General features: G+C 52.2%; 19 protein-coding genes. 10 read left to right on the plus strand and 9 right to left on the minus strand.

What is annotated here, in order from left to right; translation table 11 throughout:
- Positions 1-15 precede the first annotated feature (15 nt).
- From H924_RS11695 to cls, 4 genes are all read left to right on the plus strand, one after another.
- Entirely contained in the window at positions 16-597 is a 582-nt protein-coding gene (locus H924_RS11695) for a peptide deformylase (RefSeq protein WP_015652168.1), read from the plus strand.
- Positions 587-1,603, plus strand: a complete 1,017-nt coding sequence (locus tag H924_RS11700; protein WP_015652169.1) for an N-acetylglutamate synthase, CG3035 family — start codon at positions 587-589, stop codon at positions 1,601-1,603. Before H924_RS11695 ends, H924_RS11700 begins: the two co-directional genes overlap by 11 nt.
- 91 nt (positions 1,604-1,694) lie before the next feature.
- The gene (locus tag H924_RS11705) at positions 1,695-2,486 is read left to right on the plus strand and encodes an exodeoxyribonuclease III (RefSeq protein ID WP_015652170.1); all 792 of its coding nucleotides are present in this window, start codon (positions 1,695-1,697) and stop codon (positions 2,484-2,486) included.
- 4 nt (positions 2,487-2,490) lie between these two features.
- Entirely contained in the window at positions 2,491-4,008 is a 1,518-nt protein-coding gene (cls, locus tag H924_RS11710) for a cardiolipin synthase (protein ID WP_015652171.1), read from the plus strand.
- A 13-nt stretch (positions 4,009-4,021) separates the two neighbouring features.
- Here the strand turns inward: cls and H924_RS11715 are convergent, their stop codons facing one another.
- On the minus strand, positions 4,022-5,218 hold the full coding sequence (locus tag H924_RS11715) for a multidrug effflux MFS transporter (RefSeq protein ID WP_029703002.1): 1,197 nt from the start codon (positions 5,216-5,218) through the stop codon (positions 4,022-4,024).
- 278 nt (positions 5,219-5,496) lie between these two features.
- Here H924_RS11715 and H924_RS11720 point away from each other — a divergent pair, with 278 nt between their 5' ends.
- A complete protein-coding gene (locus H924_RS11720) occupies positions 5,497-6,807 on the plus strand; it encodes a Na/Pi symporter (protein ID WP_015652173.1) in 1,311 nt (436 codons plus the stop codon).
- On the opposite strand, the gene H924_RS11725 is transcribed toward H924_RS11720, so the two are convergent.
- Genes H924_RS11725 through H924_RS11740 form a run of 4 tightly spaced genes read right to left on the minus strand, consistent with a single transcriptional unit; the run spans position 6,804 to position 9,874 of the window.
- Positions 6,804-7,625, minus strand: coding sequence for a PhzF family phenazine biosynthesis protein (locus H924_RS11725; protein ID WP_015652174.1), 822 nt, complete (start codon positions 7,623-7,625; stop codon positions 6,804-6,806). The two genes, H924_RS11720 and H924_RS11725, sit on opposite strands and share 4 nt — an antisense overlap.
- Positions 7,626-7,635: 10 nt before the next feature.
- Positions 7,636-8,394 carry a multidrug ABC transporter permease gene (locus H924_RS11730; protein WP_015652175.1) on the minus strand — a complete coding sequence of 253 codons (759 nt, stop codon included), beginning with the start codon at positions 8,392-8,394 and terminating at the stop codon, positions 7,636-7,638.
- Positions 8,395-9,342: an ABC transporter ATP-binding protein gene (locus tag H924_RS11735; protein WP_015652176.1), complete on the minus strand. Its 948-nt coding sequence runs from the start codon at positions 9,340-9,342 to the stop codon at positions 8,395-8,397. It abuts the gene before it with no gap.
- Positions 9,343-9,346: 4 nt separating this feature from the next.
- On the minus strand, positions 9,347-9,874 hold the full coding sequence (locus H924_RS11740; RefSeq protein WP_015652177.1) for an NUDIX domain-containing protein: 528 nt from the start codon (positions 9,872-9,874) through the stop codon (positions 9,347-9,349).
- A 413-nt stretch (positions 9,875-10,287) separates the two neighbouring features.
- Here H924_RS11740 and H924_RS11745 point away from each other — a divergent pair, with 413 nt between their 5' ends.
- From H924_RS11745 to H924_RS11755, 3 genes are read left to right on the plus strand one after another with little or no spacing between them, the layout of a single operon-like run.
- Positions 10,288-11,625: a membrane protein gene (locus H924_RS11745; protein ID WP_042393021.1), complete on the plus strand. Its 1,338-nt coding sequence runs from the start codon at positions 10,288-10,290 to the stop codon at positions 11,623-11,625.
- 1 nt (position 11,626) lies between these two features.
- Complete coding sequence (locus tag H924_RS11750) at positions 11,627-12,673, plus strand: glutamate ABC transporter substrate-binding protein (RefSeq protein WP_015652179.1); 1,047 nt, start codon at positions 11,627-11,629, stop codon at positions 12,671-12,673.
- Positions 12,657-15,206, plus strand: a complete 2,550-nt coding sequence (locus tag H924_RS11755; protein WP_015652180.1) for a serine/threonine protein kinase — start codon at positions 12,657-12,659, stop codon at positions 15,204-15,206. Before H924_RS11750 ends, H924_RS11755 begins: the two co-directional genes overlap by 17 nt.
- A 125-nt stretch (positions 15,207-15,331) precedes the next feature.
- Here H924_RS11755 and H924_RS11760 read toward each other — a convergent pair whose 3' ends face one another.
- Positions 15,332-16,531, minus strand: a complete 1,200-nt coding sequence (locus H924_RS11760; RefSeq protein ID WP_015652181.1) for an acetate kinase — start codon at positions 16,529-16,531, stop codon at positions 15,332-15,334.
- Between the two features lie 2 nt (positions 16,532-16,533).
- Positions 16,534-17,916 (minus strand): phosphate acetyltransferase, encoded by a 1,383-nt coding sequence (gene pta / locus H924_RS11765; protein ID WP_015652182.1) that lies wholly within the window; start codon positions 17,914-17,916, stop codon positions 16,534-16,536.
- 479 nt (positions 17,917-18,395) lie between these two features.
- Between pta and H924_RS11770 the strand changes: the two genes are divergently transcribed.
- Both H924_RS11770 and H924_RS11775 read left to right on the plus strand, forming a co-directional pair.
- On the plus strand, positions 18,396-19,763 hold the full coding sequence (locus H924_RS11770) for an FAD-dependent oxidoreductase (protein ID WP_015652183.1): 1,368 nt from the start codon (positions 18,396-18,398) through the stop codon (positions 19,761-19,763).
- A gap of 129 nt (positions 19,764-19,892) precedes the next feature.
- Entirely contained in the window at positions 19,893-20,441 is a 549-nt protein-coding gene (locus H924_RS11775) for a GNAT family N-acetyltransferase (protein ID WP_015652184.1), read from the plus strand.
- Between the two features lie 80 nt (positions 20,442-20,521).
- On the opposite strand, the gene purT is transcribed toward H924_RS11775, so the two are convergent.
- Both purT and H924_RS11785 read right to left on the minus strand, forming a co-directional pair.
- A complete protein-coding gene (purT, locus tag H924_RS11780) occupies positions 20,522-21,736 on the minus strand; it encodes a formate-dependent phosphoribosylglycinamide formyltransferase (protein WP_015652185.1) in 1,215 nt (404 codons plus the stop codon).
- A 200-nt stretch (positions 21,737-21,936) separates the two neighbouring features.
- On the minus strand, positions 21,937-23,226 hold the full coding sequence (locus H924_RS11785; RefSeq protein ID WP_015652186.1) for an adenylosuccinate synthase: 1,290 nt from the start codon (positions 23,224-23,226) through the stop codon (positions 21,937-21,939).
- Positions 23,227-23,236: the final 10 nt, after the last annotated feature.

Below are 23,236 nucleotides of genomic sequence, written 5' to 3' on the forward strand. Positions count from 1 at the left end.
CCTAAACTGTAAAGCATGACTGTCCGACCAATTGTTATTTGTGGTGATCCTGTTCTCCACAACCCCACCGCACCTGTTACTGAAGATGTCTCTGAGCTGCAAGAACTCATTGCAGATATGTTTGAAACCATGGATGTAGCCAATGGTGTGGGCCTTGCTGCCAACCAGATTGGTGTATCCAAGCGCATCTTTGTCTATGACTGCCCAGATGATGAAGGCAATATGCACAAGGGTTGTTTTATTAACCCAGTGTTAGAAACCTCGGAAATCCCCGAGACCATGCCCGCTGATGATGGCACCGATGAAGAAGGCTGCCTCTCAGTTCCTGGTGAAGGTTTCCCCACCGGCCGTGCTCATTGGGCTAAGGTTACTGGCCTGAATGAAAAGGGTGAGGAAGTTTCTGTTGAGGCTGAAGGTTTCTTGGCACGTTGCTTCCAACATGAGGTCGGCCACTTGGACGGTTTCCTTTATACCGATGTGCTTATTGGTCGCTGGAAGCGCATGGCAAAGAAGACCATTAAAGCCAATGGTTGGACTGAAGCTGGTTTGACCTGGATGCCAGGCGAAGATGAGGATCCTTTCGGGCATGACGCCTAGTCTTCCGCGTTTTCGCAGCCAGGAGCCTAAAATCGGCGATCGTATAGTTTTGCGGCGCCGTATTCCTGGAGCAACTCCTGAGGCAGTGCACTGGACCGATGTCATCGGACACGTCTTAGGAGTGGATCCATTGGTGGTGCGGCCGCAGTCAATTGGTGGCATGCCCTCCGAGGCTGCGGAAATCACGGTGTCTGCCGAGCAAATTGAGGTCATCAAGATCCTCTCCCCGCGCACCATTCGTAATTCTGATATTCGGGCAGTGGAAGTTGCTACCGCCAAGGCTTTTCCAGGTTTGGTGCATGAATGGTCTAATGGCTGGTTGATGCGCGCCGGCGATGGCATTACGGAGCGTTCCAATTCTGCTTCCCCATTGGGGCCAAGTGTCGGATTTGAGTCGGTCCCCATGGCAGATATCGCGCGTTTTTATGCGGAGCATAATTTGCCAATGCGTCTGCATATTCCAGAGCGCATTGGCCGCCCCGCTCAAAAGGTGGTTGATGCGGCTCCACAGGAGTGGATTATGGGCCCAGAGATTGTGGTTATGACCAAGTCTTTGGAGGCCATTCCGCAGCCTGAAATGCCAGCAGATTTGGAATTTAGTGTGGATGCGCAGCCAGATGCTGATTGGCTGAATATGTACCATTTCCGTGGACAGGCGCTGCCTCCGGAGGCTTTGGAATTATTGCGCACCCAGATTGAAGGACAGATGGGCTTTGGTCGTTTTACTACTCCAGCCGGTGAAACGGTGGCCATTACCCGTGCCACCATCACAGCCGCCGAGGAGCGTCACTTCTTGGGTTATTCAGCGGTTGAGGTTGCCCCTGCTTTTCGACGCCGGGGGCTGGGCACCGCGCTCGGCGCACTGATTCAGCAGTGGGGCGCCGAAATGGGTGCCACGGAGGCATATTTGCAGGTGGTAGCTCATAATGAGGCTGGAATTGGGCTTTATCATAAGCTCGGTTTCACCGAGCATCACCGCCACCGCTATGCGGAACACCGCCGTTAACCTGGGGTACCCCAGGTGCCGGGGCGGCGTCGAAAAGCGCTATTCGACGCCGACTCGGTTGCGCAATTTTAAAAGCGCTACTGTATAAGACATGCGCATTGTTAATTGGAACGTCAACTCAGCCCGCACCCGTGTGGACCGGATGGTCGACTTTTTGCTTCGCCATGATGTTGACGTGCTGGCAGTGCAGGAGACCAAGTGCAAAGATGAGCAATTTCCTTTTGAACGATTTACGGAGATTGGTTATGAAGTAGCCCATTTTGGGCTTAGCCAGTGGAATGGTGTGGCCATTATTTCCCGCGTGGGGATTACTGATGTTCAGACTCATTTCCCAGCTCAGCCTGGTTTCCACAAAGATCCCACCAAGGAACAAGACATTGAGGCTCGCGCCATTGGTGCACGCTGTGGCGGAGTGCAGGTGTGGAGCCTTTATGTGCCTAATGGCCGTGAAATTGCCGATCCACACTATGACTACAAACTGCGTTGGCTTTTTGCGCTGCGCAATTATGTGGTGGATACCTTGGCGGAAAACTCGGCAGAGAAATTAGTGCTTTTAGGCGATTTCAACATTGCCCCCACTGATTTAGATGTGTGGGATGTGGCAGCTTTTGAGGGTAAAACCCATGTCACTGAGCCGGAACGTGCGGCCTTTGAAGCGCTTTTGGAGGCTGGCTTAAAGGCGACAACTCCCGGCCCTGGCACTTATACTTATTGGGATTATAAGGGCGCGCGTTTCCTTAAAGGCGAGGGCATGCGCATTGATTTCCAGCTCGCATCACCCGCACTTGCGGCCCTCGCAGGCCACACCTTTGTTGATGCGGAAGAGCGTGCTGGTGAACAAGCCTCTGACCATGCTCCTGTAATTGTGGATTATTCGGTGTAATGCAATGTCTTTTGAGGTAAATCTGGAACTATGGCAGTCCATAGGCCTCCTTATTGATTATTCAATTAAGATCCTGGCCATTGGATATGTTCCAGAGGGTCGCCGACCCAGTTCCTCAACGGCTTGGTTGCTGGCAATTTTGTTAATCCCTTTCCTGGGCTTGCCACTATTCCTTTTGATGGGTTCGCCCTATATCAACCGTCGACGCCACCGCATTCAACAAGAAGTTAATGATCTTATTGAAAATGTGCACGAGGATGTGCCCGATTCCCCAGTAGGCATGGAGCTTTCCCCGGAGCTGCGCTCTGTAATCCGCCTCAATAGGCGCCTGACCAGCATGCCAGCATTAACAGGCGTTAATCACGGGGTGTATTCCGATTATCGGGAAACCCTCAACCGCATGACTGAAGTGGTAGATAGCGCCAAGCACTATGTGTATGTAGAGATCTACATTATGGCGTGGAGCCCGCTGACCAAACCATTTTTTGAATCTTTGGAACGTGCCGTGCAAAGAGGTGTAAAAGTGCGCCTACTTTTTGATCATGTAGGCAGCTGGAAATACCCCGGTTATCGGAAACTCAAAAAACAGCTCACCCTCATGGGTATCGATTGGTATCTCATGTTGCCGCTACAGCCGTGGCGTCGTCGCTTCCGTCGCCCGGATCTGCGCAACCACCGCAAAATGCTCATTGTGGATGGGCACACCGGTTTTATTGGCTCCCAGAACATGATCGATCCCAGCTATTTGATGCGTCGTAATGTCAAAATTGGGCGTGAATGGATAGATGTCATGGTGGAGATGTCCGGCCCGATTGTTTCCTCTTTGGAAATGACTTTCGCTGGCGACTGGTTTGTGGAATCCAATGAAGCCTTGGATATTTCTGACCACCAAGAAGCGCATGAATCCACTCCAAATACTGACCAAAAATCAGATACCAATGTGGTGCAGATTGTCCCCTCCGGGCCCGGATATACCACCGAGCCCAACCTGCGCATGTTCAACTCCATTGTGCACCACGCCAAAAAACGTTTGGTGCTGTGCAGCCCCTACTTCATCCCCGACGAATCCCTGCTGGAGGCCGTCACCTCTGCTTGTTATCGCGGGGTTCGGGTAGAACTTTTGGTCTCTGAACAGGCTGATCAATTTATGGTGGATCATGCCCAGTCTTCTTATTATCAAAGCCTGTTAGAGGCTGGGGTGATCATTTATCAATTCCCCAAGCCCACCGTGCTGCATTCCAAGTTTGTGCTGGCAGATCCCGATATTTCCGATGATCCTGCAGCTCCAGTATTGGAACCCCTAGGTGTAGTTGGGTCCTCCAATTTGGATATGCGCAGTTTTGGTTTGAATTACGAGGTCTCCATGATGATTGCCAAGGGCAATCTCATCCAAGACCTCAACAAGCTCACTGCTCAGTACCAGGCCAAAAGCACCCGCCTGACCTTGGATAAATGGAATCAGCGCAGCTGGGGCCGACGTTATGTGGATAATGTCATGCGCTTGACCTCTGCCCTGCAATAATTTCAGAGGTGTTTTAGGCCATCGTTGGTAAGCCTTTACGTCCTGCTAAGTAGGAAAATCCAAGGGCACACAAGGCAGAAATGGCCATTGCCAGCGCCATTGTGAGGGCTTTATCTGAGCCCAAGCCGACCAAAGGACTAACCAGTGCTGCCATGGAAAATTGGGTAAATCCCAAAATGGCCGAGCCGGATCCCGCCCGAGCGCGCACAACTTCTGTGCCCAGTGCGGTGGCATTAGCCATAATCATCGGAATATGGGACATAAGTAGGAAAAGCAGCACCAAAAACAGTGGCGTCCACTGCACAAAAAGCACCTCTAGCAGTAATAACAGGCAGAGAATAACAAAACTCAGCAGTACCGTGCGCATCACTTTATGCGCATGCACTTTTTGCAAAAGCCGTCGATTCACCATTCCGCCAATAATTAAGCCACAGGCATTTACTCCAAAAATCAGCGAAAATACACCCACTGACATTCCCATTTGAGTTTGAATAACAAAAGGGGAGGCCGAAATATAAGAAAAGAGCGCACCAAAGGCGAAAGCTAGAGTTAAAACATAAGCCAGGAATTGCCGGTTGCCCAGCACAAATGCGTAGTTAGCCAACATGCCTCGTACTCCGGCGGCGCTGCGTTCCTCCACCGGCTTAGATTCCCTAATACCAAAGATCACCACCATCAGTTGTGCCACGTTAATAAGCGCCAAGGTCCAAAAAATTCCGCGCCACCCCACATGTTCCACCAGCACCCCACCAAAAAGTGGGGCGGCCACCGGTGCCACACCTTGAATAATCATCAGCAGTGCAAAAGCCTGCGCAGCTTTTTTACCACGCGCCAGATCAGGCACGATCGCGCGTGAAATCACCACGCAGGCGCCACCGCCGAGACCCTGCAGGATTCGGGCAGCAATTAAAACGCTTATCGACGGCGCGACTGCACACAGCACACTAGCAATCAGCGCAGCTACCGCTCCGCCGATAAGAAGGCCTTTACGGCCTAATTGATCTGAAATAGGTCCAATAATTAGTTGCCCAATAGCCATTCCCGCCATGAATGCTGAGAGTGTCAGCTGCACCAAGGGCGTCGTGGTATTTAGATCTGCAGCAATGCCTGGCATCGCCGGCAAATACATATCGGTGGATAGTGCAGGGCTTGCTGCTAGGAGGGCCAACCCCCAAATGAGGGGTGTGCTTAGTCGTTGTGGTGTTCTCATCCTCGGCCATACATTCCGTGAGTTTTTCTAAGGCTAAGTTAAAGAGGTTAATCGCTGCCTGAAATTGAGCCAACTAAAATGATGTTATCTATCAATGAAAAGTGATAGATAAGGTAGCACCTTTTAAGCATCTGAGCTTCATGAATGCTTTGTTATTGGTTTGTTTACCCAAATGCAATGTAAGATTAAGATAAAACTTCGCGAGTGAATGCAATTAGAATGCCCCTCTCGATAATTTTTACCAATCATTTTCTATATCGTTAAGGGAGGGTCGCTGCGTGGCTAGCAGCTTTGAATTTGTCCAGCATCCGCGCCGCACCCTACCGCCCCCGATTCCAACCAATCAGGGTCCAGCAGCGGCATTTTTGCCTGGTACCTTTCACCCGATAAATCCCAAGAACATAGCCGCCGGCCAAGACCAAGTTTTATTGTCTGGCTGGGGCAAGCTCGTTCGCTGGATCCTTGTTGTCATCGCAGTTTTTGCCATTAGCCTTGGCATTAACCTCATCTTGAATGGCGTGTATGCAACCGGCACCTCCACTGCCAACCGCATGTACCAATTCGCCCAAGATCCCCTCACCGGCTTGGCGATCGGCATTTTAGCCACAGCTTTGGTGCAATCATCTTCGACCACCACGACACTCACAGTCACAGCGGTGGGCTCGGGATTGGTCTCAGTTTCGGTGGCGGTTCCTTTAATTATCGGCGCCAATATCGGCACTTCCATCACCCCGATGCTGGTGGCCTTTTCCTATATTGGTGAACGCAGAGAATTCAAAAAAGCCTTTACCACTGCAGCTATGCACTCTTGGTTTAATATTCTCACCGCAGCAGGATTCTTTGTTATGGAAATTCTTTTCCATCCACTCCGCAGCATTAGTGGTTATTTTGCCACTCTCCTTGCCGAAGATACTCCTGGTGTGGTTCCTACCAGCGAAATCATCACCAAGATTTTGAATCCTTTTGTCGAGGCAATCGGCATGCAAGGTTTGATCGGCAACGTGGGAAATCACAACCTGGCTGTCATTATCTGTTTGAGCCTTGGCACCCTGCTTATTCTGGTCTCTGTGCGAGTGATGAGTGCGCAAATCCGCACCATTACCGCAGCAACCGCGACATCCATCATTGATAAATTGGTCAATACTGGTGGCAAAACTCGGGCGAGTGCCCGCTCCACCATTGTCAGCTTCGGAATGGGCCTGATTTTCACCTTCTTGGTTACAGCATCTTCTGTCACCGTGGCGTCTATGCAGCCAGTGGCGGTATCTGGAACCGTTAGGCGACGCCCCGTGTTGGCCGTAATTTTGGGCGCCAATGTGGGTACCACCTTCACCGCTCTTTTTGCCACCTTGGCCATTGTGAGCAGTCTCAGTGAATTTGCGATGCAGGCAGCCCTGGTACACACCATCATGAATGTGGTGGGAGCAGCCGTAGTGCTGTGTATTCCACAGCTCTCCCGCCAGCTGATTAGATTGTCCTCGGCAACTGCGCGCATTGCTTCACGCAGTTACGTCAGAACATTGATGATCATTTTTGGGCTGTATATCGCCCTGCCATCAATTGTGTTGGCCTGCTACACCCTGCGCTAAAGTATGGCTTCGCCCCGGAAAATGGTACGCGTGCTGCCACCTACCCATACAGTTTCACCTGCAATGTCGATCATGATTTCTCCGGCGTGCTGAAGTTTTTGGCCCTGGGTAGCGCGATATCCAGCACCTGCTCTTCCTTCCCGCTGCAGCCATTGCGCAATAGAAGCATTGAGGCTGCCAGTTACTGGATCTTCCCCAATTCCAGGGGCAAAGGCTCGTACCTCAAAAGCTGCCGGGGAACCAGCCGGATAAGCGCCCAAAAGTCCTGCCTTGGCCTCAGGGAAGCTAGAAAAATCGGGTTCTACGGCAAGTACTTCCTGAGCTGAAGCAAGCTCCACCACTGCCCAACCTGGCCCATTATCCACCCACTGGTGGCCGATGACGGACTCCGGTGACACCCCGAGAGCGCCGCATAGGCGCTGCAGGTGGGCGTCGAGAAGCGGTCCTTTTTTGATGGTTGGTGGTGCCTCAAAAGCAAGACCTTCGCTGGTGCGCACCCGCACTAAACCAGCGGCACATTCCTGAATAACAACGCCCTCTGTTTTGGGTTTGCCGCCGAGTTCGAGGAAAGCATGCGCGGTGCCGAGTGTGGGGTGGCCGGCGAAGGGAAGCTCGCCGGTGGGTGTAAAAATGCGGACGCGGTAGTCGGCATCTTTGGTGGTGGGCTCTAACAAAAACGTGGTTTCCGAAAGATTGGTCCAGCGTGCAATGCGCTGCATATCCTGCTCGCTGAGATCATCAGCTGCGGCGATGACCGCCAAAGGATTTCCCATCAAGGGCTCAGTGCCAAAGACATCTACTTGGAAATAGGGTTTCATTTAAGCTCCTCTAGGCATCGCGCTTTTCGAGCACCACAATACCCAGGATAAATAGCACCACTGCCCACACCCCGAAGTACAGGCCACCCATCTCTACAGACCAGCCCGGATCAACCGACTGATAATTGGTGATAAAGCCATAAAGATTGGTGAAGGGGCCATATTTACCCACAAATTCTCCAATTCGGGGCAACAAAGACAAAAGATTTTCTAGCGCAAAATGCCACACCAATACCACTGCCACCGCACCTGCAGTGTGTTTAAGCAAAAGCGCAATTCCAGCGCAGAATGTAACCAGAAGTGCTGCTGCCAGCGGATACTGCCACATTATGCGACGCGCCTGCTCATCCTCCCACACCACCAGGATGGAGCTTGCGGTATCTGAGGCTAGAGCTTTTGCCGTATAGAAGCACAGCAACACCGTGATAAAGGTAAGTACCACGGCAATGACCAAATAAAGCAGCCATTTTGCCACTGCCACCTGCCATCTTTTAGGGGTGGCAAGAAAAGTCTGCTGTTGGAAGCCGAAGCGGAACTCGGTGGTGTACATCATGATCGCTTGAATCATGATCATCAAAAAGCCCAGCAGATAGAGGCCAGTTACGGTATTTCCGGCAAAGAGGAATACGGTGGCCAAGCTATCGCCGGTGGCCATCGTGCCAGCTAGGGCTGCGTATCCCAAACTAAAAAGCAAAAATAGTGCAGTAGTCCAGATAAAGGACTTGGTGGTAGATAGTTTGATCCACTCAGAACGAAGAGTATTAATCATTTACTTATTCCCTTCCAACTGGGTGTGCTGTGGAGCGGTGGCTTGATATTGCACTGCATCGCCAGTGGTCTGGAGGAATGCTTCTTCCAAGGAGGCGCGATGCTCTGATAGTTCAAGCAACGCAAGGCGATTTTCAAAGGCCAATGTGCCGATCTCATCAGAGCTTGAAGCTTGAATAACAAAAGTTGGGCGATTGAGATCATCTAGGTGCTGTTCAAAAACAATCCCGGCGCGCTTTAGTGCTGTTGCCAGCGCATCCTGTTCCACAGCGCGGACTATGACAGTGGTGGCTGAATGAGTACGAATAAATTCCTGCATAGGGGTATCCGCAACAAGTTTGCCGCGACCAATCACTATTAGGTGATCAGCAGTCTGAGCCATTTCGGACAAGAGGTGCGAGCTGATCAGCACCGTTCTGCCCTCCTTGGCGAGGTTTTGTAGCAGGGTGCGTACCCAGTGAATACCTTCGGGATCGAGGCCATTAACTGGCTCATCCAAAATGAGATATTCCGGATCTCCCAACAACGCCGCAGCCAGGCCCAAACGCTGGCCCATGCCGAGGGAGAAACCACCGGTTTTCTTTTTAGCAACCTCGCTCAGGCCTACCAATTCCAAAACCTCATCCACCCGCTTGGATGAAATTCCATTGGCTTGGGCGATCCATTTTAGGTGGTTTTTAGCCGAGCGATTGGGGTGGGTGGCTTTGGCATCAAGTAATGCACCAACGCGGGTGAGGGGATTTTTTAGCTCACGATAAGGTTGGCCATCTATCGTCGCGTGGCCAGAGGTGGGGTTATCCAGACCCAAAATACACCGCATGGTGGTGGATTTACCTGCACCATTGGGCCCGAGAAAACCAGTCACAATTCCGGGTTTGACCGCAAAATTGAGGCCATCAATTGCGCGGACCTGACCGTATTGCTTGCTGAGGTCTACAACATTGATCATTCCCCTAGTGTGTCATAGCTAGCTCACCAAGGAGTGCACGCAGCTGTGGCCAAGCCTTGTGGAAAGCTGGCATCAAAGGCATCTCTGCTACCTCTGATAGTGCTACCCAGCGCAATTCCAAGGATTCATTATTGGCGGTGGTCTCTAGCTCTTCACCGTCAATGGTGCGGGCAATAACTGTGGTGTAGCTCCACTCCCCTGGCAGTTCCGGGCGCTGTGGATCCTTAGGGAAAGGACCTGCAGTAACTACTGCCTTTAAGATTTCTACTTCGGTGGCATTAATGCCAGTTTCTTCATGTGCCTCGCGTAGGGCAGCGTCTGCTGCACTTTCATGAGAATCCCTTGCGCCTCCGGGTAGAGCCCAAGTTCCGCCATTATTGGTCCAATGCGCGCGGTGCTGCATCAGCATGGTCCAGGAATCAAGGTCTTCCCCATCATGACCCGCCAATAGCAAAATTCCAGCAGCACCGTTTTTACCCCACATCGCTGCACCATTGGGGCCTGCAGCCCAGCCATCACCATCACCCTTCATAGTGTCCACAATAGGCTAGATGCAGGTGTTATTCAGGAATTTTGGCCCTTTTCAAATTAAGTCACAATAAGAGAAATCGCCGGACTGCCTCACTACTTTCTCCCACGGTGTAGTCAAGCTATCCTAAAACAATGACCCGGGATGGAAATGGGGAGCACACACAAGTGTCAAGCTCAACACATGACGCTCAAGGCTCTGGCATGTCCACGCCCGATGAAGATGCGCAACCGATTATTGTGCCCAATGAGAGTGACAAGCCAAAGAAACGTCAGACATCAGATAATGTCTTGCCACCTACCCCCTATAAAAATGGGAAAAAGTCTTTACAACCACCCGGCGCCGTAGCTCACGATGAAGCAGCAGGTGAAGAGGAAGAAGAGCCAGACCATTGGCTTGATCCTATAACCTCCAAAATGTCCTCCAAGAGAGGCATTTTAAACTCCATTATTCAAGAGTCTTTTGGGCAACCACTTTTTGTGTTGCGTAAAGCCTGGGGTTTTATCACCACCTCACCGGGCAAAATTACCCTGCTCACCGTGGTGATTTCTTTAGCAATTATGGCAGCCGGTTATGCCATGTCAGTCTCCTCTGACTCCAGGAAAGCCCGCCTTGATGAACTTATTACCAACGCGGAGCCTGTTTCCTACAACGCTCACGTGCTCTATACCTCTTTATCAATCGCAGATACCACCGCTACCACGGGATTTGTGCAGGCTGGTGTGGAAAATCCCACCAACCGCATCAAATACAACACGGCCATTGATCGGGCCACCATTGCGGCAACCCACACTGCGATGTCCACTGATTCCACCGATGAACACCTCATGGATTTGGTGATTGAGATTCAGCGCCAATTGCCGGTTTATACCGGGCTGGTAGAAACAGCGCGTACCAATAACCGTGCTGGCAACCCGGTCAGTGTGGCTTATATGGCAGAAGCCAGTGCCATGATGCGTAATGACATTCTGCCTAAGGCATCTGAGCTTTATACGCTAACCAGTAGGAATGTGGCAGAGCAGCAAGAAACCGTCAGCCGGCCACAATGGATCCCACTATCAGGTCTGGTAGCTGCAATTTTGATGTTGTTGGTTGCGCAGTGGTGGCTTATGCGTAAAACCCGGCGTCGCATAAACAAGGGTTTTGCGCTAGCGAGCATTTTGATGCTCACCGCTACACTGTGGGTGTCTGCTGCCAACTGGGCAACCTGGCAAGCTGGCACCAAGGGTTTTGAAGAGGCTTCCGGTCCCCTAAACTCCATGACCACTGCGCGAATTTATGCACAGCAAACCCGAACTACTGAAACGCTTTCTCTCGTGCGCCGCCAGTCCATCCAGGGCAGCGCCACTGGTTTTAATGCCACCAGCAATCAAATTAAGCGGGCGCTAGATGAGTATGAAAACACAGTGCAGTCTCAAACTCCTGAGCACCAGGAAAAGGTTACTGAGGTACGTAACGCCTTGGCAGCGTGGACTAGTGAACATGATCGCTTTACTGCCCAGCTCTCTGCTGGTGATTACAACAGTGCCGTGCAAACAGTGCTAGCCACTGATGCAGAGGGTAAATCCAGTTTTGATAGCCTAGACACCGCCATGGCCGAACTGATTACGGATTCCAGGGCCTCGATGCGTACCTACATTAAGAGCGGGCTTGAAGCTACTGCGTTGGTCTCGATTATGGTGCTTATTATGTCGATTGTTTCCGTTTTAGCACTTTGGATCGGCATTCGTCCGCGGCTGCAGGAGTACTTATAACATGTTCATCTTCCGCAGCCCTGCAATCTTCCAGGCACGTACTACACGCGCCATTTGTGCCAGTGCACTCTGTGCCACACTCTTGGCATCATGTGCCGATCAGCCAGTGGAGGAAACGGAAACACTTACTGCTCTTAATCCTGAAGCAGGACCACCTTTGCCGCCCGAAGCAGAGCTGGAAGAAGCTGGATCAATTGCCCCAATTTTGGATAGTGATAATGACTGGGCTGGGTCCTTACGTCCGGATAATCTCACCCCTGAAGAACGCATCCCGCTGATTTATAAGCGCGGCCGCATCATCGTTGGTGTTGATCAATCCCAAAACTTGCTCAGCTTCCGCGATCCCGTCACCGGCGAGCTCCGTGGCTTTGAGGTGGAATTAGCGCGCGAAATCGCCCGCGATATTTTTGGCGATCCAGAGCGAGTGGATTTCCGCTTTGTAGATACCAATGATCGCTTCCGCGCCTTGGAACAAGGTGATGTGGATATTGTTATTCGCTCGGTAGCGATAACCTCGGAAAGAGCAAAGCGTGCGGAGTTTTCCACGCCCTATTTCCGCACCCAAACCAGGCTTTTGACCATGGATTCCTCCGGTATTGCAGGAATTGGAGATCTAGCAGGCCAAACAATCTGCGTGACCGAAGGATCCACTGCTCTCCAAAGAGCGCGCTCGATTGCTCCCCAGTCCCCAATTCTTAAAACACGGAATTGGTCTGACTGCTTAATGGCCTTGCAGCAACATCAAGCACAGGTGATTTTGGGTGATGACGCCATACTATCTGGCATTGCGGCCCAAGATCCCTATACCCATATCCTGCCGATTTCCTTGGCTACGGAGTCTTATGGCATTGCTGCAGCTCCCAGCAACTCAGGCAATGATTCCTCCGGATTAATCAGACAAGTAAATTCCACCATTGAAAGGGTCCGCTCGGACTCCACATGGTGGACAATGTTTAATACCTGGTTTGGCCCCTACTTGGCCACATATGGTCCCCCACCACTGCAATATAAATCGGAGGAAGGTGAGCAAAATGTTGAAGCACAATAGACCAGAACCACAAGATTCTCCCGCCACTGAGGCTGTGAAATTTGATCCTTTTGCCGATGACAATCAAGGCTCACCAGCTACCGAAGCAGTGCCTTATAATCCTTTCGCCGACGACGATGATGAAGACGATCTAGTACCAGACAGCCCCGGCACTGCCGCTGTTAAATTTGATCCCTTCGCTGATGATGACGAGGAAGACGAGTTTGAGGGCGAAGGCCTCGACTTTCTCTTGCGTGACTTGGATCAATTACGTGCTACCCATGGCCAATTAGTCCAAGAGCCTGCTGAAGAGACAGCTACTACTGGTTCCACCGAACAACCTAGTGCTACAACCGCAGCCACTGCGGCGTCTGCCAGCCCCCGCCGGCCTGTGGACCCGAGTGAGAGGAGTCGTCGACAAGCAATTTCTTTATTCCGGGAACGTCGCCGTATCAAGCGCGAGTCACGCCAAGTTGCCGACGGCATGGTGGAATTGCCGTTTATTACGCCCACCCCGGAAAACGAACTGCTTATTGACCCAGCTGCCAAGCGCAAACCCGGCATTGAACCGCCGCAGCTTAACCCTGGCGATATTGTGGCTGAGCAGTATGAAGTGCTTGGCGTTATTGCCCACGGCGGCATGGGTTGGATCTATTTGGCCAATGACAATAATGTGTCGGGCCGCATCGTGGTGCTCAAGGGCATGATGTCCCAAACTTCGGTACAAGATCAAGGCACCGCCGAAGCCGAACGCGAGTTCCTGGCAGACATCACCCACCCTGGAATTGTGAAGGCCTATAACTTCATCGACGATCCGCGTGTACCCGGCGGCTTTATTGTCATGGAGTACGTCAACGGCCCTTCGCTTAAAGACCGTTGTAAAGCACAACCCGATGGTGTGCTTGATGTTGATCTAGCGATTGGTTATATCCTCGAGCTTTTGCCAGCCATGGATTATTTGCACCAACGTGGCGTGGTTTATAACGATCTCAAGCCAGAAAATATCATTGCCACTGAAGATCAAATTAAGCTCATTGACCTCGGAGCAGTCACCGGCATCGGCGCCTTTGGTTATATTTATGGCACCAAAGGCTTTCAGGCTCCGGAGGTATCTACCGAAGGCCCTTCCATTGCCTCGGATATTTTCACCATCGGTCGTACCCTCGCTGCGCTAACCATAAAACTACCGGTGGAAGATGGCGTACTTGCACCGGGAATTCCTTCGCCCAGTGATGTGCCGCTGCTGCGCCGTCACCTGAGCTTTTATCGTTTATTGCAAAGAGCAACAGCGCCCGATCCCAAAAAGCGATTTTCTTCAGTGGTGGAACTGCGCACCCAGCTTTATGGTGTGCTGCGTGAAATTCTGGCAGTTCGCGATGGCAAACAATTCCCCGCGCAGCATTCGCTCTTTTCCCCACAACGAAGCACCTTTGGCACCAAACACCTGGTGTTTCGTACCGATAAGTTGATCGACGGCATTGAACGCCAAGTCCGCATCACCTCCCCCGAAGTGGTTTCAGCGCTACCAGTGCCTTTGGTTGATCGCACCGATTCCGGCGCCCGCATGCTTTCTGGTTCTTCCTATGCCGAGCCTTCTGAAACCTTGCAGACCTTACGCAACGCTATGGAGGATGAGCAGTACCGCGATTCCATTGAAATCCCACTTGGCGTGGTGCGTGCCCTGCTTGACCTCGGCTTTACCCTTGAGGCGCGCGCTTGGCTTGAGACTTTAGAAGAGCAGCTGGGCAATGACTGGCGTCATCAGTGGTTTTCAGGAATCACGCATTTGCTTCTCGACGACTACCCCAGCGCACAAGTTTATTTCAACACGGTACTAAACATCCTCCCGGGCGAAGCAGCGCCCAAGTTGGCGATGGCTGCTGTTGATGAACTCCTGTTGCAGCACATGGGCGAAGAAAACAATGCCCTGCTCACGCCAGAAATTGCCAGCGCCACTTCCACCCTAGGCACGGATTTTGAAGATCTAGATCCTTCCGCCTTTGCAGCCTTAAGTGATACCTGGTCACATATCACCAGTGATCCCCAAGTACTGCGCTTCCACACCATGCGTCTTTATGCCCTGGTATGGGCAACCAATCCGACAACTGTGTCCTCTGCTTTTGGACTAGCCCGTCAACTCATGGCTGAAAACCAAATTGAGATGGCGGTACAAGCTTTAGATAAGTTGTCACAGTCCTCCACGCACCACCGCATGGCCGTGCTCACCACCATTTTGCTGCTGGTTAGCTCCAATTTGAGTGAATCCCGTATCCGCCGCGCAGCCCGCCGTCTTTCTGAGATTCCGACCAATGAACCGCGCTTTAATCAGATCAAAATTGCGGTGATGTCAGCTGGTTTATCGTGGCTGCGTGATAGCAAACTAAACGCATCTGCCTCTGATAACCCGCTTTTTGAATATCCATTCTCACAACGTGGCCTGCGTTCTGGAATTGCGGAGGCTTTGCGCTTCCAGGCACGTTCCGCGCCTTTTGCCAAGCACCGATATGCGCTGGTTGATATGGCTAATTCAGTGCGGCCACTGACCTGGTTCTAGGTTTTTCATCTCCCGGCACCGCAATCCCGGCACCGCAAAAGGCCAAAAGCACAAACGGAAGGTGGACTCCAGTTCAACCTTGGAGTCCACCTTTTTATCCCTCTAGCCCTCTAGCTCTCAGCCATTTAAGCTTTGGCAAATTTCACTGCATAGCGCGCAATAGCCAATTCCTCATTGGTAGGAATGACATAAACCTTGATCTTGGAATCATCGGTAGAAATCAAGCGCGGTCCCTCATTTGGCAAAGCATTACGCTCCGGATCCACCTTGATGCCATACATTTCTAGTCCAGCCAGGGCATCTTCACGCACAAACTGTGCATTTTCACCCACACCGGCGGTAAAGACAATAACGTCAACTCGGCCCAAAGCAATCATGTATGAGCCAAGGTAGCGGCGTAGTTGGTGGATATAAACGTTGTAGGCAGACCATGCATCTTGGTCACCTTCGTCAATCATTTGGCGTAGTTCGCGGAAATCATTAACTCCAGAAAGTCCCTTCACACCGGACTTTTTATTCATGAGGTTATCAATTTCATCAATGCTCATTCCAGCATTGCGAGCCAGGTGGAAAACCACACCCGGATCAATGTCACCGGTACGAGTACCCATGACCAAACCTGCCAAAGGTGTCATACCCATTGAGGTATCAACGGCACGGCCACCTTCAACAGCGGCCATTGATGCACCATTACCCAAGTGGCAGGTGATGATATTGAGGTCAATTGCTGGCTTTTCCAAAATTTCTGCAGTGCGCTGGGAAACATATTCATGGGAGGTGCCATGGAATCCATAACGGCGCACTCCATATTCCGCAGCTACCTCACTGTTGATGGCATAAAGCGCAGCAGCTGGTGGCAGGGAGTGGAAGAACCCGGTATCAAAAACAGCAACGTGCGGCACATCAGGCAAAATCTTGCGGGCAACTTCAATGCCATCAATATTTGCAGGATTGTGCAGCGGTGCCAGCGGGATGAGGTCCCTGATCATTTCCACAATCTCATCGGTGATGAGCTCTGGAGCAGAGAACAAAATTCCGCCGTGCACTACGCGGTGTCCCACAGCCACAATGTCTACCTGGGAGGGTCCACAATTGTGTTGATCCATAAGATCAAAGGCCAGTTTCAGGCCAGCGGAATGGTCTGGAATGGGAGCTTCTAACACATGCTTTTCGCCTTCAACTTTAAGCACAATGCGGCCGATGGGCTCACCGATTTGTTCCACTAGCCCTGAGGCAAAAGGCTCGTCAGTGGCGTGATTTTCCGGGTTTACCAGCTGAAACTTAATTGAAGAGGAACCGGAGTTAAGAACCAGTGCTAAGGCCATGATCAGCGCCCTCCTGCCTGAATAGCGGTGATTGCAACAGTGTTTACGATATCTGGCACCGTTGCACCACGGGAAAGGTCATTGACTGGCTTATTAAGGCCCTGCAGAATTGGCCCCACAGCCAGCGCATGTCCGGTGCGCTGGGCAGTCTTGTAGCCAATGTTTCCGGCCTCAAGATCGGGGAAAATAAAGACATTTGCGTGGCCGGCAACTTCAGAATCCGGCATCTTCTTCTTTGCCACGCCTGGATCAACGGCTGCATCAAATTGCAGAGGTCCATCAACTTTCAGCTCTGGGTCAAGGCGTTTAGCCTCTGCCAAAGCCTCAATGGCACGGTCCACATCAGGGCCAGTGCCAGAGTTTCCAGTGGAGTAGGAAAGGATGGCAACGCGCGGATCAATACCAAATTGAGCTGCGGTTTTGGCGGAAACTACGGCGATTTCACCAAGCTGAGCAGCGGTGGGATTGGGGTTAACGGCGCAGTCACCAAAGGCCCACAAACGACCTTTGAGAACCATGAGGAAAATGGAGGACACCACAGAAGCTTCAGGGACGGTCTTAATAATCTGGAAGCTAGGTTTAATGGTGTGCGCGGTGGTGTGCGCAGCGCCGGAAACCATGCCATCGGCATCGCCATTGTGCACCATCATGGTGCCAAAATAGGAGATATCTTTGAGGGTTTCACGGGCTTCTTCCAGCGTGATTCCCTTGGCTTTACGCAGTTCATAGAAGTGCTCTGCGTATTCATCAAGCTTGGGATCAGTCAGCGGATTAACCACGTATGCGGTTTTTAGGTGCAGCCCGAGCTCAGTGGCGCGCTCATTAATAGCAGCGGGATCACCCAAAATGGTGAGATCACAAATATCTTGTTCCAGCAGCTGGTGTGCCGCCATCAAAATGCGGTCATCATCACCTTCGGGCAACACAATATGTGCACGCTCCTGGCGAGCTCGCTTGAGCAGCCAACTTTCGAAAAGCTCGGCGCTCATCACTGACTCAAGCTGGGAGTTATTGCGTACTGCCTTGCGTAGTTTCGCCGGCGCAGCCTCCTGATCAGCACTAAAAGCCGCTGCGACTACCGCACCAGCGTTACCCGCCTGTGCGCGCGCCAGGGATACATGTTTACCAAGCTTATCGACGAGAAGCAGCAGTGGAAGACCCAGCGCAGCGGCTACTTGCGCATCAAAGTAGGTATTTCCAGCACCGACAATGAGGGCAGGGCCAGCTGCTAGCAGATCAGCATTGAGGACTCTGGAGAGCTCTAGTTCCTCATCAGGTAGGTGAACAAGCCGCACTTCAAGATCTGCCGCCAAAGCGTTGAGATCAAATCCTTCAAAGCTGCGATTTACCGTCGTAATAAGGGCTGAGGTTGGGGTGTCAGACATTTAACGCCTTTCTATGCTCCACCTGAACTCTACCGAACTTCCAGTGCAGGTATATGCCGTTCAACACATTGTGGTGAGTGTTGTGATTCTTTACATATTCTAGCGTCCCAATCCCTAGTGCACAGCACCCTTGGAAAACTTTTCTTCCACCACTTTAAGCAGCGCTTTTAAAATTTGTCCTGAGCTGCATTAACTAAGAATTAACAAGAAAACAGAACGTACCTATTACAAGTTGCGAAGCCTACTTTGCAAAGTTTCTCCACTCGTCGAGAAGCTTATTTTATCCCTTTAAGGCGCGCAGGGTGGCGCCTTAACGCCCATCCACAACCCCGGCCCAGATGCTTAGGGTTACATAAGCGACCCCGCCCCGGCCTTTATTAGTCTGCACTAAGCACGTAACATAATGGGCTGATAGCTCAACCCTTAGCTTTTTTCATTAGTTCATTCACATTCACCATGAATAAGGAAAAGTACTTTATATGTCTCGCACTTTGCGCGTCGCAGTTGTAGGCGCAGGCCCCGCTGGAATTTATGCATCTGACCTCCTGATGAAGTCTGACCAGGATGTTCAGATCGATCTTTTTGAGCGTATGCCCGCACCTTTCGGCCTGATCCGTTATGGCGTCGCACCTGATCACCCACGCATCAAGGGCATTGTTAAGTCCTTGCACAATGTCTTGGACAAGGAACAACTGCGTTTCTTGGGCAATGTGGAGATCGGCAAAGATGTCACCGTTGAAGAACTCCGCGAATTCTACGATGCAATTGTGTTCTCCACCGGCGCAACCGGCGACCAAGATCTCCGTGTTCCTGGCTCTGACCTCGAGGGTTCCTTCGGTGCTGGTGAATTTGTGGGCTTCTATGACGGCAACCCAAACTTTGAGCGCAGCTGGGATCTCTCCGCTGAAAAGGTAGCCGTCATTGGTGTTGGTAACGTTGCTTTGGACGTTGCCCGCATCTTGGCAAAAACTGGTGATGAGCTGCTGGTTACTGAAATCCCAGACAATGTCTACCAGAGCCTGTCTCAGAACAAGGCTAAGGAAGTTCACGTCTTTGGTCGTCGTGGCCCAGCCCAAGCCAAGTTCACCCCGCTGGAACTGAAGGAACTTGATCACTCCCCAACTATTGAAGTTGTGGTCAACCCTGAAGATATTGATTATGACGCTGCTTCTGAGACCGCACGCCGCGAGTCCAAGTCCCAGGATCTGGTCTGCCAGACCCTCGAGCAGTACGCGATGCGCGATCCTAAGGGCGCTCCTCACAAGCTTTTCATTCACTTCTTCGAGTCCCCAGTAGAGATCCTCGGCGAAGATGGCAAGGTTGTAGGAATCAAGACCGAGCGCACCCAGCTTGATGGCAATGGTGGCGTTACCGGCACCGGCGAATTCACCACCTGGGATGTCCAGGCTGTGTACCGTGCAGTGGGCTACCGCTCCGATGCTGTTAGCGATGTTCCTTTTGATGAGCAGCGCGCAGTTATTCCAAACGATGGCGGCCACGTCATTGATCCCGCAACCGGCGAGGCAATCACCGGCCTCTACGCCACCGGCTGGATTAAGCGCGGTCCAATTGGCCTGATCGGCAATACCAAGTCCGACGCCAAGGAAACCACCGAGATGCTGCTTGCCGATTACGCTAACGGCGCCTTGCCTGCACCTGCTAAGCCTGAGACCGAAGCAGTCCTAAACTTCTTGGACGGCCGCGACATCGCCTACACCACCTGGGATGGCTGGCACTTGCTTGATGCTGCAGAGCGTGCACTCGGCGAACCTGAAGGCCGCGAGCGCAAGAAGATCGTGGAATGGGATGAGATGGTTCACCACGCTCGTTCCACCCAGAACTCCTAGTAAAACCGCTGCTTAAAGGCACTGCTATCAGCTGATAGGCAGTGCCTTTTGGCATGTTAGTAGTGAATATTCGGTGAAAGATAGCTCATTCAGTGGGGCTTTTGGTATGTGGCAGGCTAATCTTTTCTCATGACCCGTTACTTCGCTGTTTCTAACCTTCTAGAACTCAGTTCCTTAGAGGTACACAAGCTGTACAAGCTTCGTGTTGATATTTTCGTACACGAACAAGCCACCCCGTATGCAGAAATCGATGATATCGATGCCGCCCCCACCACCAACCACATCCTCGCTTGGCAGCGCCACGAGACTCTCCCTTCCACCCTCGAAGGTTGTGCGCGCCTGGTCCCCACCACCGTCACCGAACTCTCCGCCTACACCGGGGTAAAGATTGAGCTTGACGACGCCGCCCCGCTCTCACAGCTCGGCCGCCCAGCGGTAGCCAAGGCCGAACGTGGCACCGGCCTTTCCACCGAACTTATGCACAACGCCCTACGCCTGGCATATGAGCAATACCCCGAGCGTGATGTAGTGCTTAACGCACAGCTTCCCCTCGTAGACTTTTATAAGGAATTTGGATTCGAAGCCTGTGGCCCAGAGTTCTCCGATACCGGAGTTGCCCACCTCCCCATGGTCCTCGACGCTGAAAAGCTCGATAAATTCGCTGATCTTAAGAATTAAACTGCTCTAATCGCCAAAAGGTGGGTCCCCTCTTAGGGGACCCACCTTTAAGCATTGGGGCGTCGAAAAGCGCCTTAAAGTTACTCCGCGGGGTGGACCTTAATGGCCGCCGCAGCCAAGGTGGCGCGGTCCCGAGCAGCAGAAACGTTCTCTGCAGTGGAGAAAACCACGCCCATGCGACGCTTGGTGAAGGCCTCAGGCTTGGCAAAAATACGCACATCAGTCTCAGCAACTGCAAGTGCCTCGGCCAGGCCGGAGTAGCTCACGCCGACTGCGTCAACGCCACCATAAACCACTGCCGAAGCACCTGGGGATACCAAAGTGACATCCACTGGCAGACCCAAAATCGCCTTTGCATGCAGCTCAAACTCAGAAAAACGCTGGGTTCCCAGAGTCACCAAACCGGTATCATGCGGGCGTGGGGATACTTCAGAGAAATAAACATCATCGCCAGAAACAAATAGCTCCACGCCAAATACGCCACGGCCACCGAGTGCATTGGTTACGCGGGCTGCCACTGAGCGCGCATTTTCCAGGGCGCGAGGAGTCATAGCCATAGGCTGCCAAGATTCCACATAATCGCCATCTTCCTGACGGTGACCGATAGGCTCACAGAACCAGGTGGCATCTTTGCCGGTGGTGGGATCAATGGAACGCACGGTGAGCAGGGTGATCTCATAATCAAACTCCACAAACTGTTCCACGATAACGCGGGCATTGCTCACGCGCGCACCGCTCATGGCATAATCCCATGCTTTGTGCAGATCTTCCGGGGATTTCAGCACAGACTGGCCCTTGCCGGAAGAGCTCATGACTGGTTTGACCACATTGGGGTATCCCAGTTTGGTGGCTGCAGCCTCAAATTCTTCAAAGGTGGAGCAGAATTCATAATTTGAGGTGGGCAGGCCCAGTTCCTCTGCAGCTAGGCGACGAATACCCTCGCGGTTCATGGTGAGCTTGGTGGCGCGCGCGGTAGGAACTACGGTTGCCAGTCCTTCTTCCTCAATCTTGAGCAGCTCATCAGTGGCCAATGCCTCAATCTCAGGAATGACAAAATCTGGCTTAACTTCAGTGACCAGGCGGCGGATTTCTGCCGGATCGCTCATGTTGATTACATAAGCAAAGTGAGCAACCTGGTGTGCTGGTGCATGTTCATAACGGTCAACGGCGTGGACTTCAACACCCAGGCGCTGGAAAGCGATGGCAACTTCTTTGCCCAGCTCACCAGAGCCGAGCAACATCACTTTGGTGGCATTGGGGCTAAGCGCGGTGCCGATTTTCTCCGGAACATACATAAGGTTTCTCCCTCAAATAAAATCAGTTTCTTGGCTAACTCTATCGGAGCTATTCCCGCTGCACTATGAGTACATCGGCTTTAGCTGGGTGGCCAAGACAGTGTGGGTGGTGTGAGTTTTAGGGTTTAAAAAAACAATCCCAGCGCAGTTCTTAAGCGAACGCGCTGGGATTGTCATATGTCATGGCAGTCTAGGTGGACCTAGCTAGCCAATACATCGTGCAAGACGATGGTCTGATCGCGACCTGGTCCCACGCCGATGTAGGAGAAGCGAGCTCCGGAGAGTTCCTCCAGGCGGCGGACGTAGTCCCGGGCCTTTTGTGGCAACTCTTCGAAGGTCTTGCAGTTGGTGATATCTTCATCCCAAGCAGGCATGGTCTCAAAGATTGGGACAGCATGGTGGAAATCGGACTGCGTCATTGGCATTTCATCGTGGCGCACGCCATCAACGTCATAAGCCACACAAATTGGGATTTCACCGATGCCGGTGAGCACATCCAACTTGGTGAGGAAGTAATCGGTAAAGCCATTTACGCGGGAAGCATAACGCGCAATAACGGAGTCGTACCAGCCACAACGGCGCTTACGGCCGGTGTTAACTCCGACCTCACCGCCGACGGTCTGCAGGTACTCTCCCCACTTATCAAACAGCTCGGTGGGGAATGGGCCGGCACCAACGCGGGTGGTGTAGGCCTTGATGATGCCCAAAGAGCTGGTGATCTTGGTTGGTCCCACACCGGAGCCCACACAAGCACCACCGGCGGTGGGGTTGGAGGAGGTCACGAATGGGTAGGTGCCGTGGTCAACGTCAAGCATGGTGGCCTGGCCGCCTTCCATGAGCACGTGCTTGCCCTGGTCTAGTGCTTCATTAAGCACCAGGGTGGCGTCGATGACCATAGGGCGCAAACGATCTGCGTAGGAGAGGAAGTACTGCACGATTTCCTCAGCGACAACAGCCTTGCGGTTGTACATCTTGACCAAGACTTGGTTCTTGACATCAAGTGCAGATTCAATCTTCTGACGCAGGATTGATTCGTCGAAAATGTCCTGCACGCGGATACCTACGCGGGAAACCTTATCCGCATAGGTAGGTCCGATGCCACGGCCGGTGGTGCCGATGGCACGCTTGCCCAGGAAGCGTTCCTGCACACGGTCCATGATCTGGTGATAAGGAGCAACAAGATGCGCGTTGGCAGAAATACGCAGGCGGGATGCATCCGCGCCACGTGCTTCTAGGCCATCAATTTCCTCAAAGAGAGCCTCGAGGTTGATAACAACACCATTGCCCAGAATTGGGGTAGCGCTGTCTGAGAGGACACCGGCAGGAAGGAGCTTGAGCTCGTACTTCTCACCGCCGACCACAACAGTATGTCCAGCATTGTTGCCGCCATTGGGCTTAACCACGTAGTCGACGAGTCCGCCGAGAATATCCGTGGCCTTACCCTTGCCTTCATCGCCCCACTGGGCGCCGACAATAACGATTGCAGCCATTGATTTACGT

Source organism: Corynebacterium callunae DSM 20147, assembly GCF_000344785.1.
Taxonomy (GTDB): domain Bacteria; phylum Actinomycetota; class Actinomycetes; order Mycobacteriales; family Mycobacteriaceae; genus Corynebacterium; species Corynebacterium callunae.

Coding starts and splice junctions, on each gene's coding strand:
- H924_RS11785 (WP_015652186.1), bottom strand. CDS start 23,226: ATGGCTGCAATCGTTATTGTCGGCGCCCAGTGGGGCGATGAAGGCAAG.
- H924_RS11740 (WP_015652177.1), bottom strand. CDS start 9,874: ATGAAGGGTGATGGTGATGGCTGGGCTGCAGGCCCCAATGGTGCAGCG.
- pta (WP_015652182.1), bottom strand. CDS start 17,916: ATGTCTGACACCCCAACCTCAGCCCTTATTACGACGGTAAATCGCAGC.
- H924_RS11745 (WP_042393021.1), top strand. CDS start 10,288: ATGTCCTCCAAGAGAGGCATTTTAAACTCCATTATTCAAGAGTCTTTT.
- H924_RS11755 (WP_015652180.1), top strand. CDS start 12,657: ATGTTGAAGCACAATAGACCAGAACCACAAGATTCTCCCGCCACTGAG.
- H924_RS11730 (WP_015652175.1), bottom strand. CDS start 8,394: ATGATTAATACTCTTCGTTCTGAGTGGATCAAACTATCTACCACCAAG.
- H924_RS11750 (WP_015652179.1), top strand. CDS start 11,627: ATGTTCATCTTCCGCAGCCCTGCAATCTTCCAGGCACGTACTACACGC.
- H924_RS11705 (WP_015652170.1), top strand. CDS start 1,695: ATGCGCATTGTTAATTGGAACGTCAACTCAGCCCGCACCCGTGTGGAC.
- H924_RS11735 (WP_015652176.1), bottom strand. CDS start 9,342: ATGATCAATGTTGTAGACCTCAGCAAGCAATACGGTCAGGTCCGCGCA.
- H924_RS11700 (WP_015652169.1), top strand. CDS start 587: ATGACGCCTAGTCTTCCGCGTTTTCGCAGCCAGGAGCCTAAAATCGGC.
- H924_RS11775 (WP_015652184.1), top strand. CDS start 19,893: ATGACCCGTTACTTCGCTGTTTCTAACCTTCTAGAACTCAGTTCCTTA.
- H924_RS11715 (WP_029703002.1), bottom strand. CDS start 5,218: ATGAGAACACCACAACGACTAAGCACACCCCTCATTTGGGGGTTGGCC.
- H924_RS11770 (WP_015652183.1), top strand. CDS start 18,396: ATGTCTCGCACTTTGCGCGTCGCAGTTGTAGGCGCAGGCCCCGCTGGA.
- H924_RS11760 (WP_015652181.1), bottom strand. CDS start 16,531: ATGGCCTTAGCACTGGTTCTTAACTCCGGTTCCTCTTCAATTAAGTTT.
- H924_RS11725 (WP_015652174.1), bottom strand. CDS start 7,625: ATGAAACCCTATTTCCAAGTAGATGTCTTTGGCACTGAGCCCTTGATG.
- H924_RS11695 (WP_015652168.1), top strand. CDS start 16: ATGACTGTCCGACCAATTGTTATTTGTGGTGATCCTGTTCTCCACAAC.
- purT (WP_015652185.1), bottom strand. CDS start 21,736: ATGTATGTTCCGGAGAAAATCGGCACCGCGCTTAGCCCCAATGCCACC.
- cls (WP_015652171.1), top strand. CDS start 2,491: ATGTCTTTTGAGGTAAATCTGGAACTATGGCAGTCCATAGGCCTCCTT.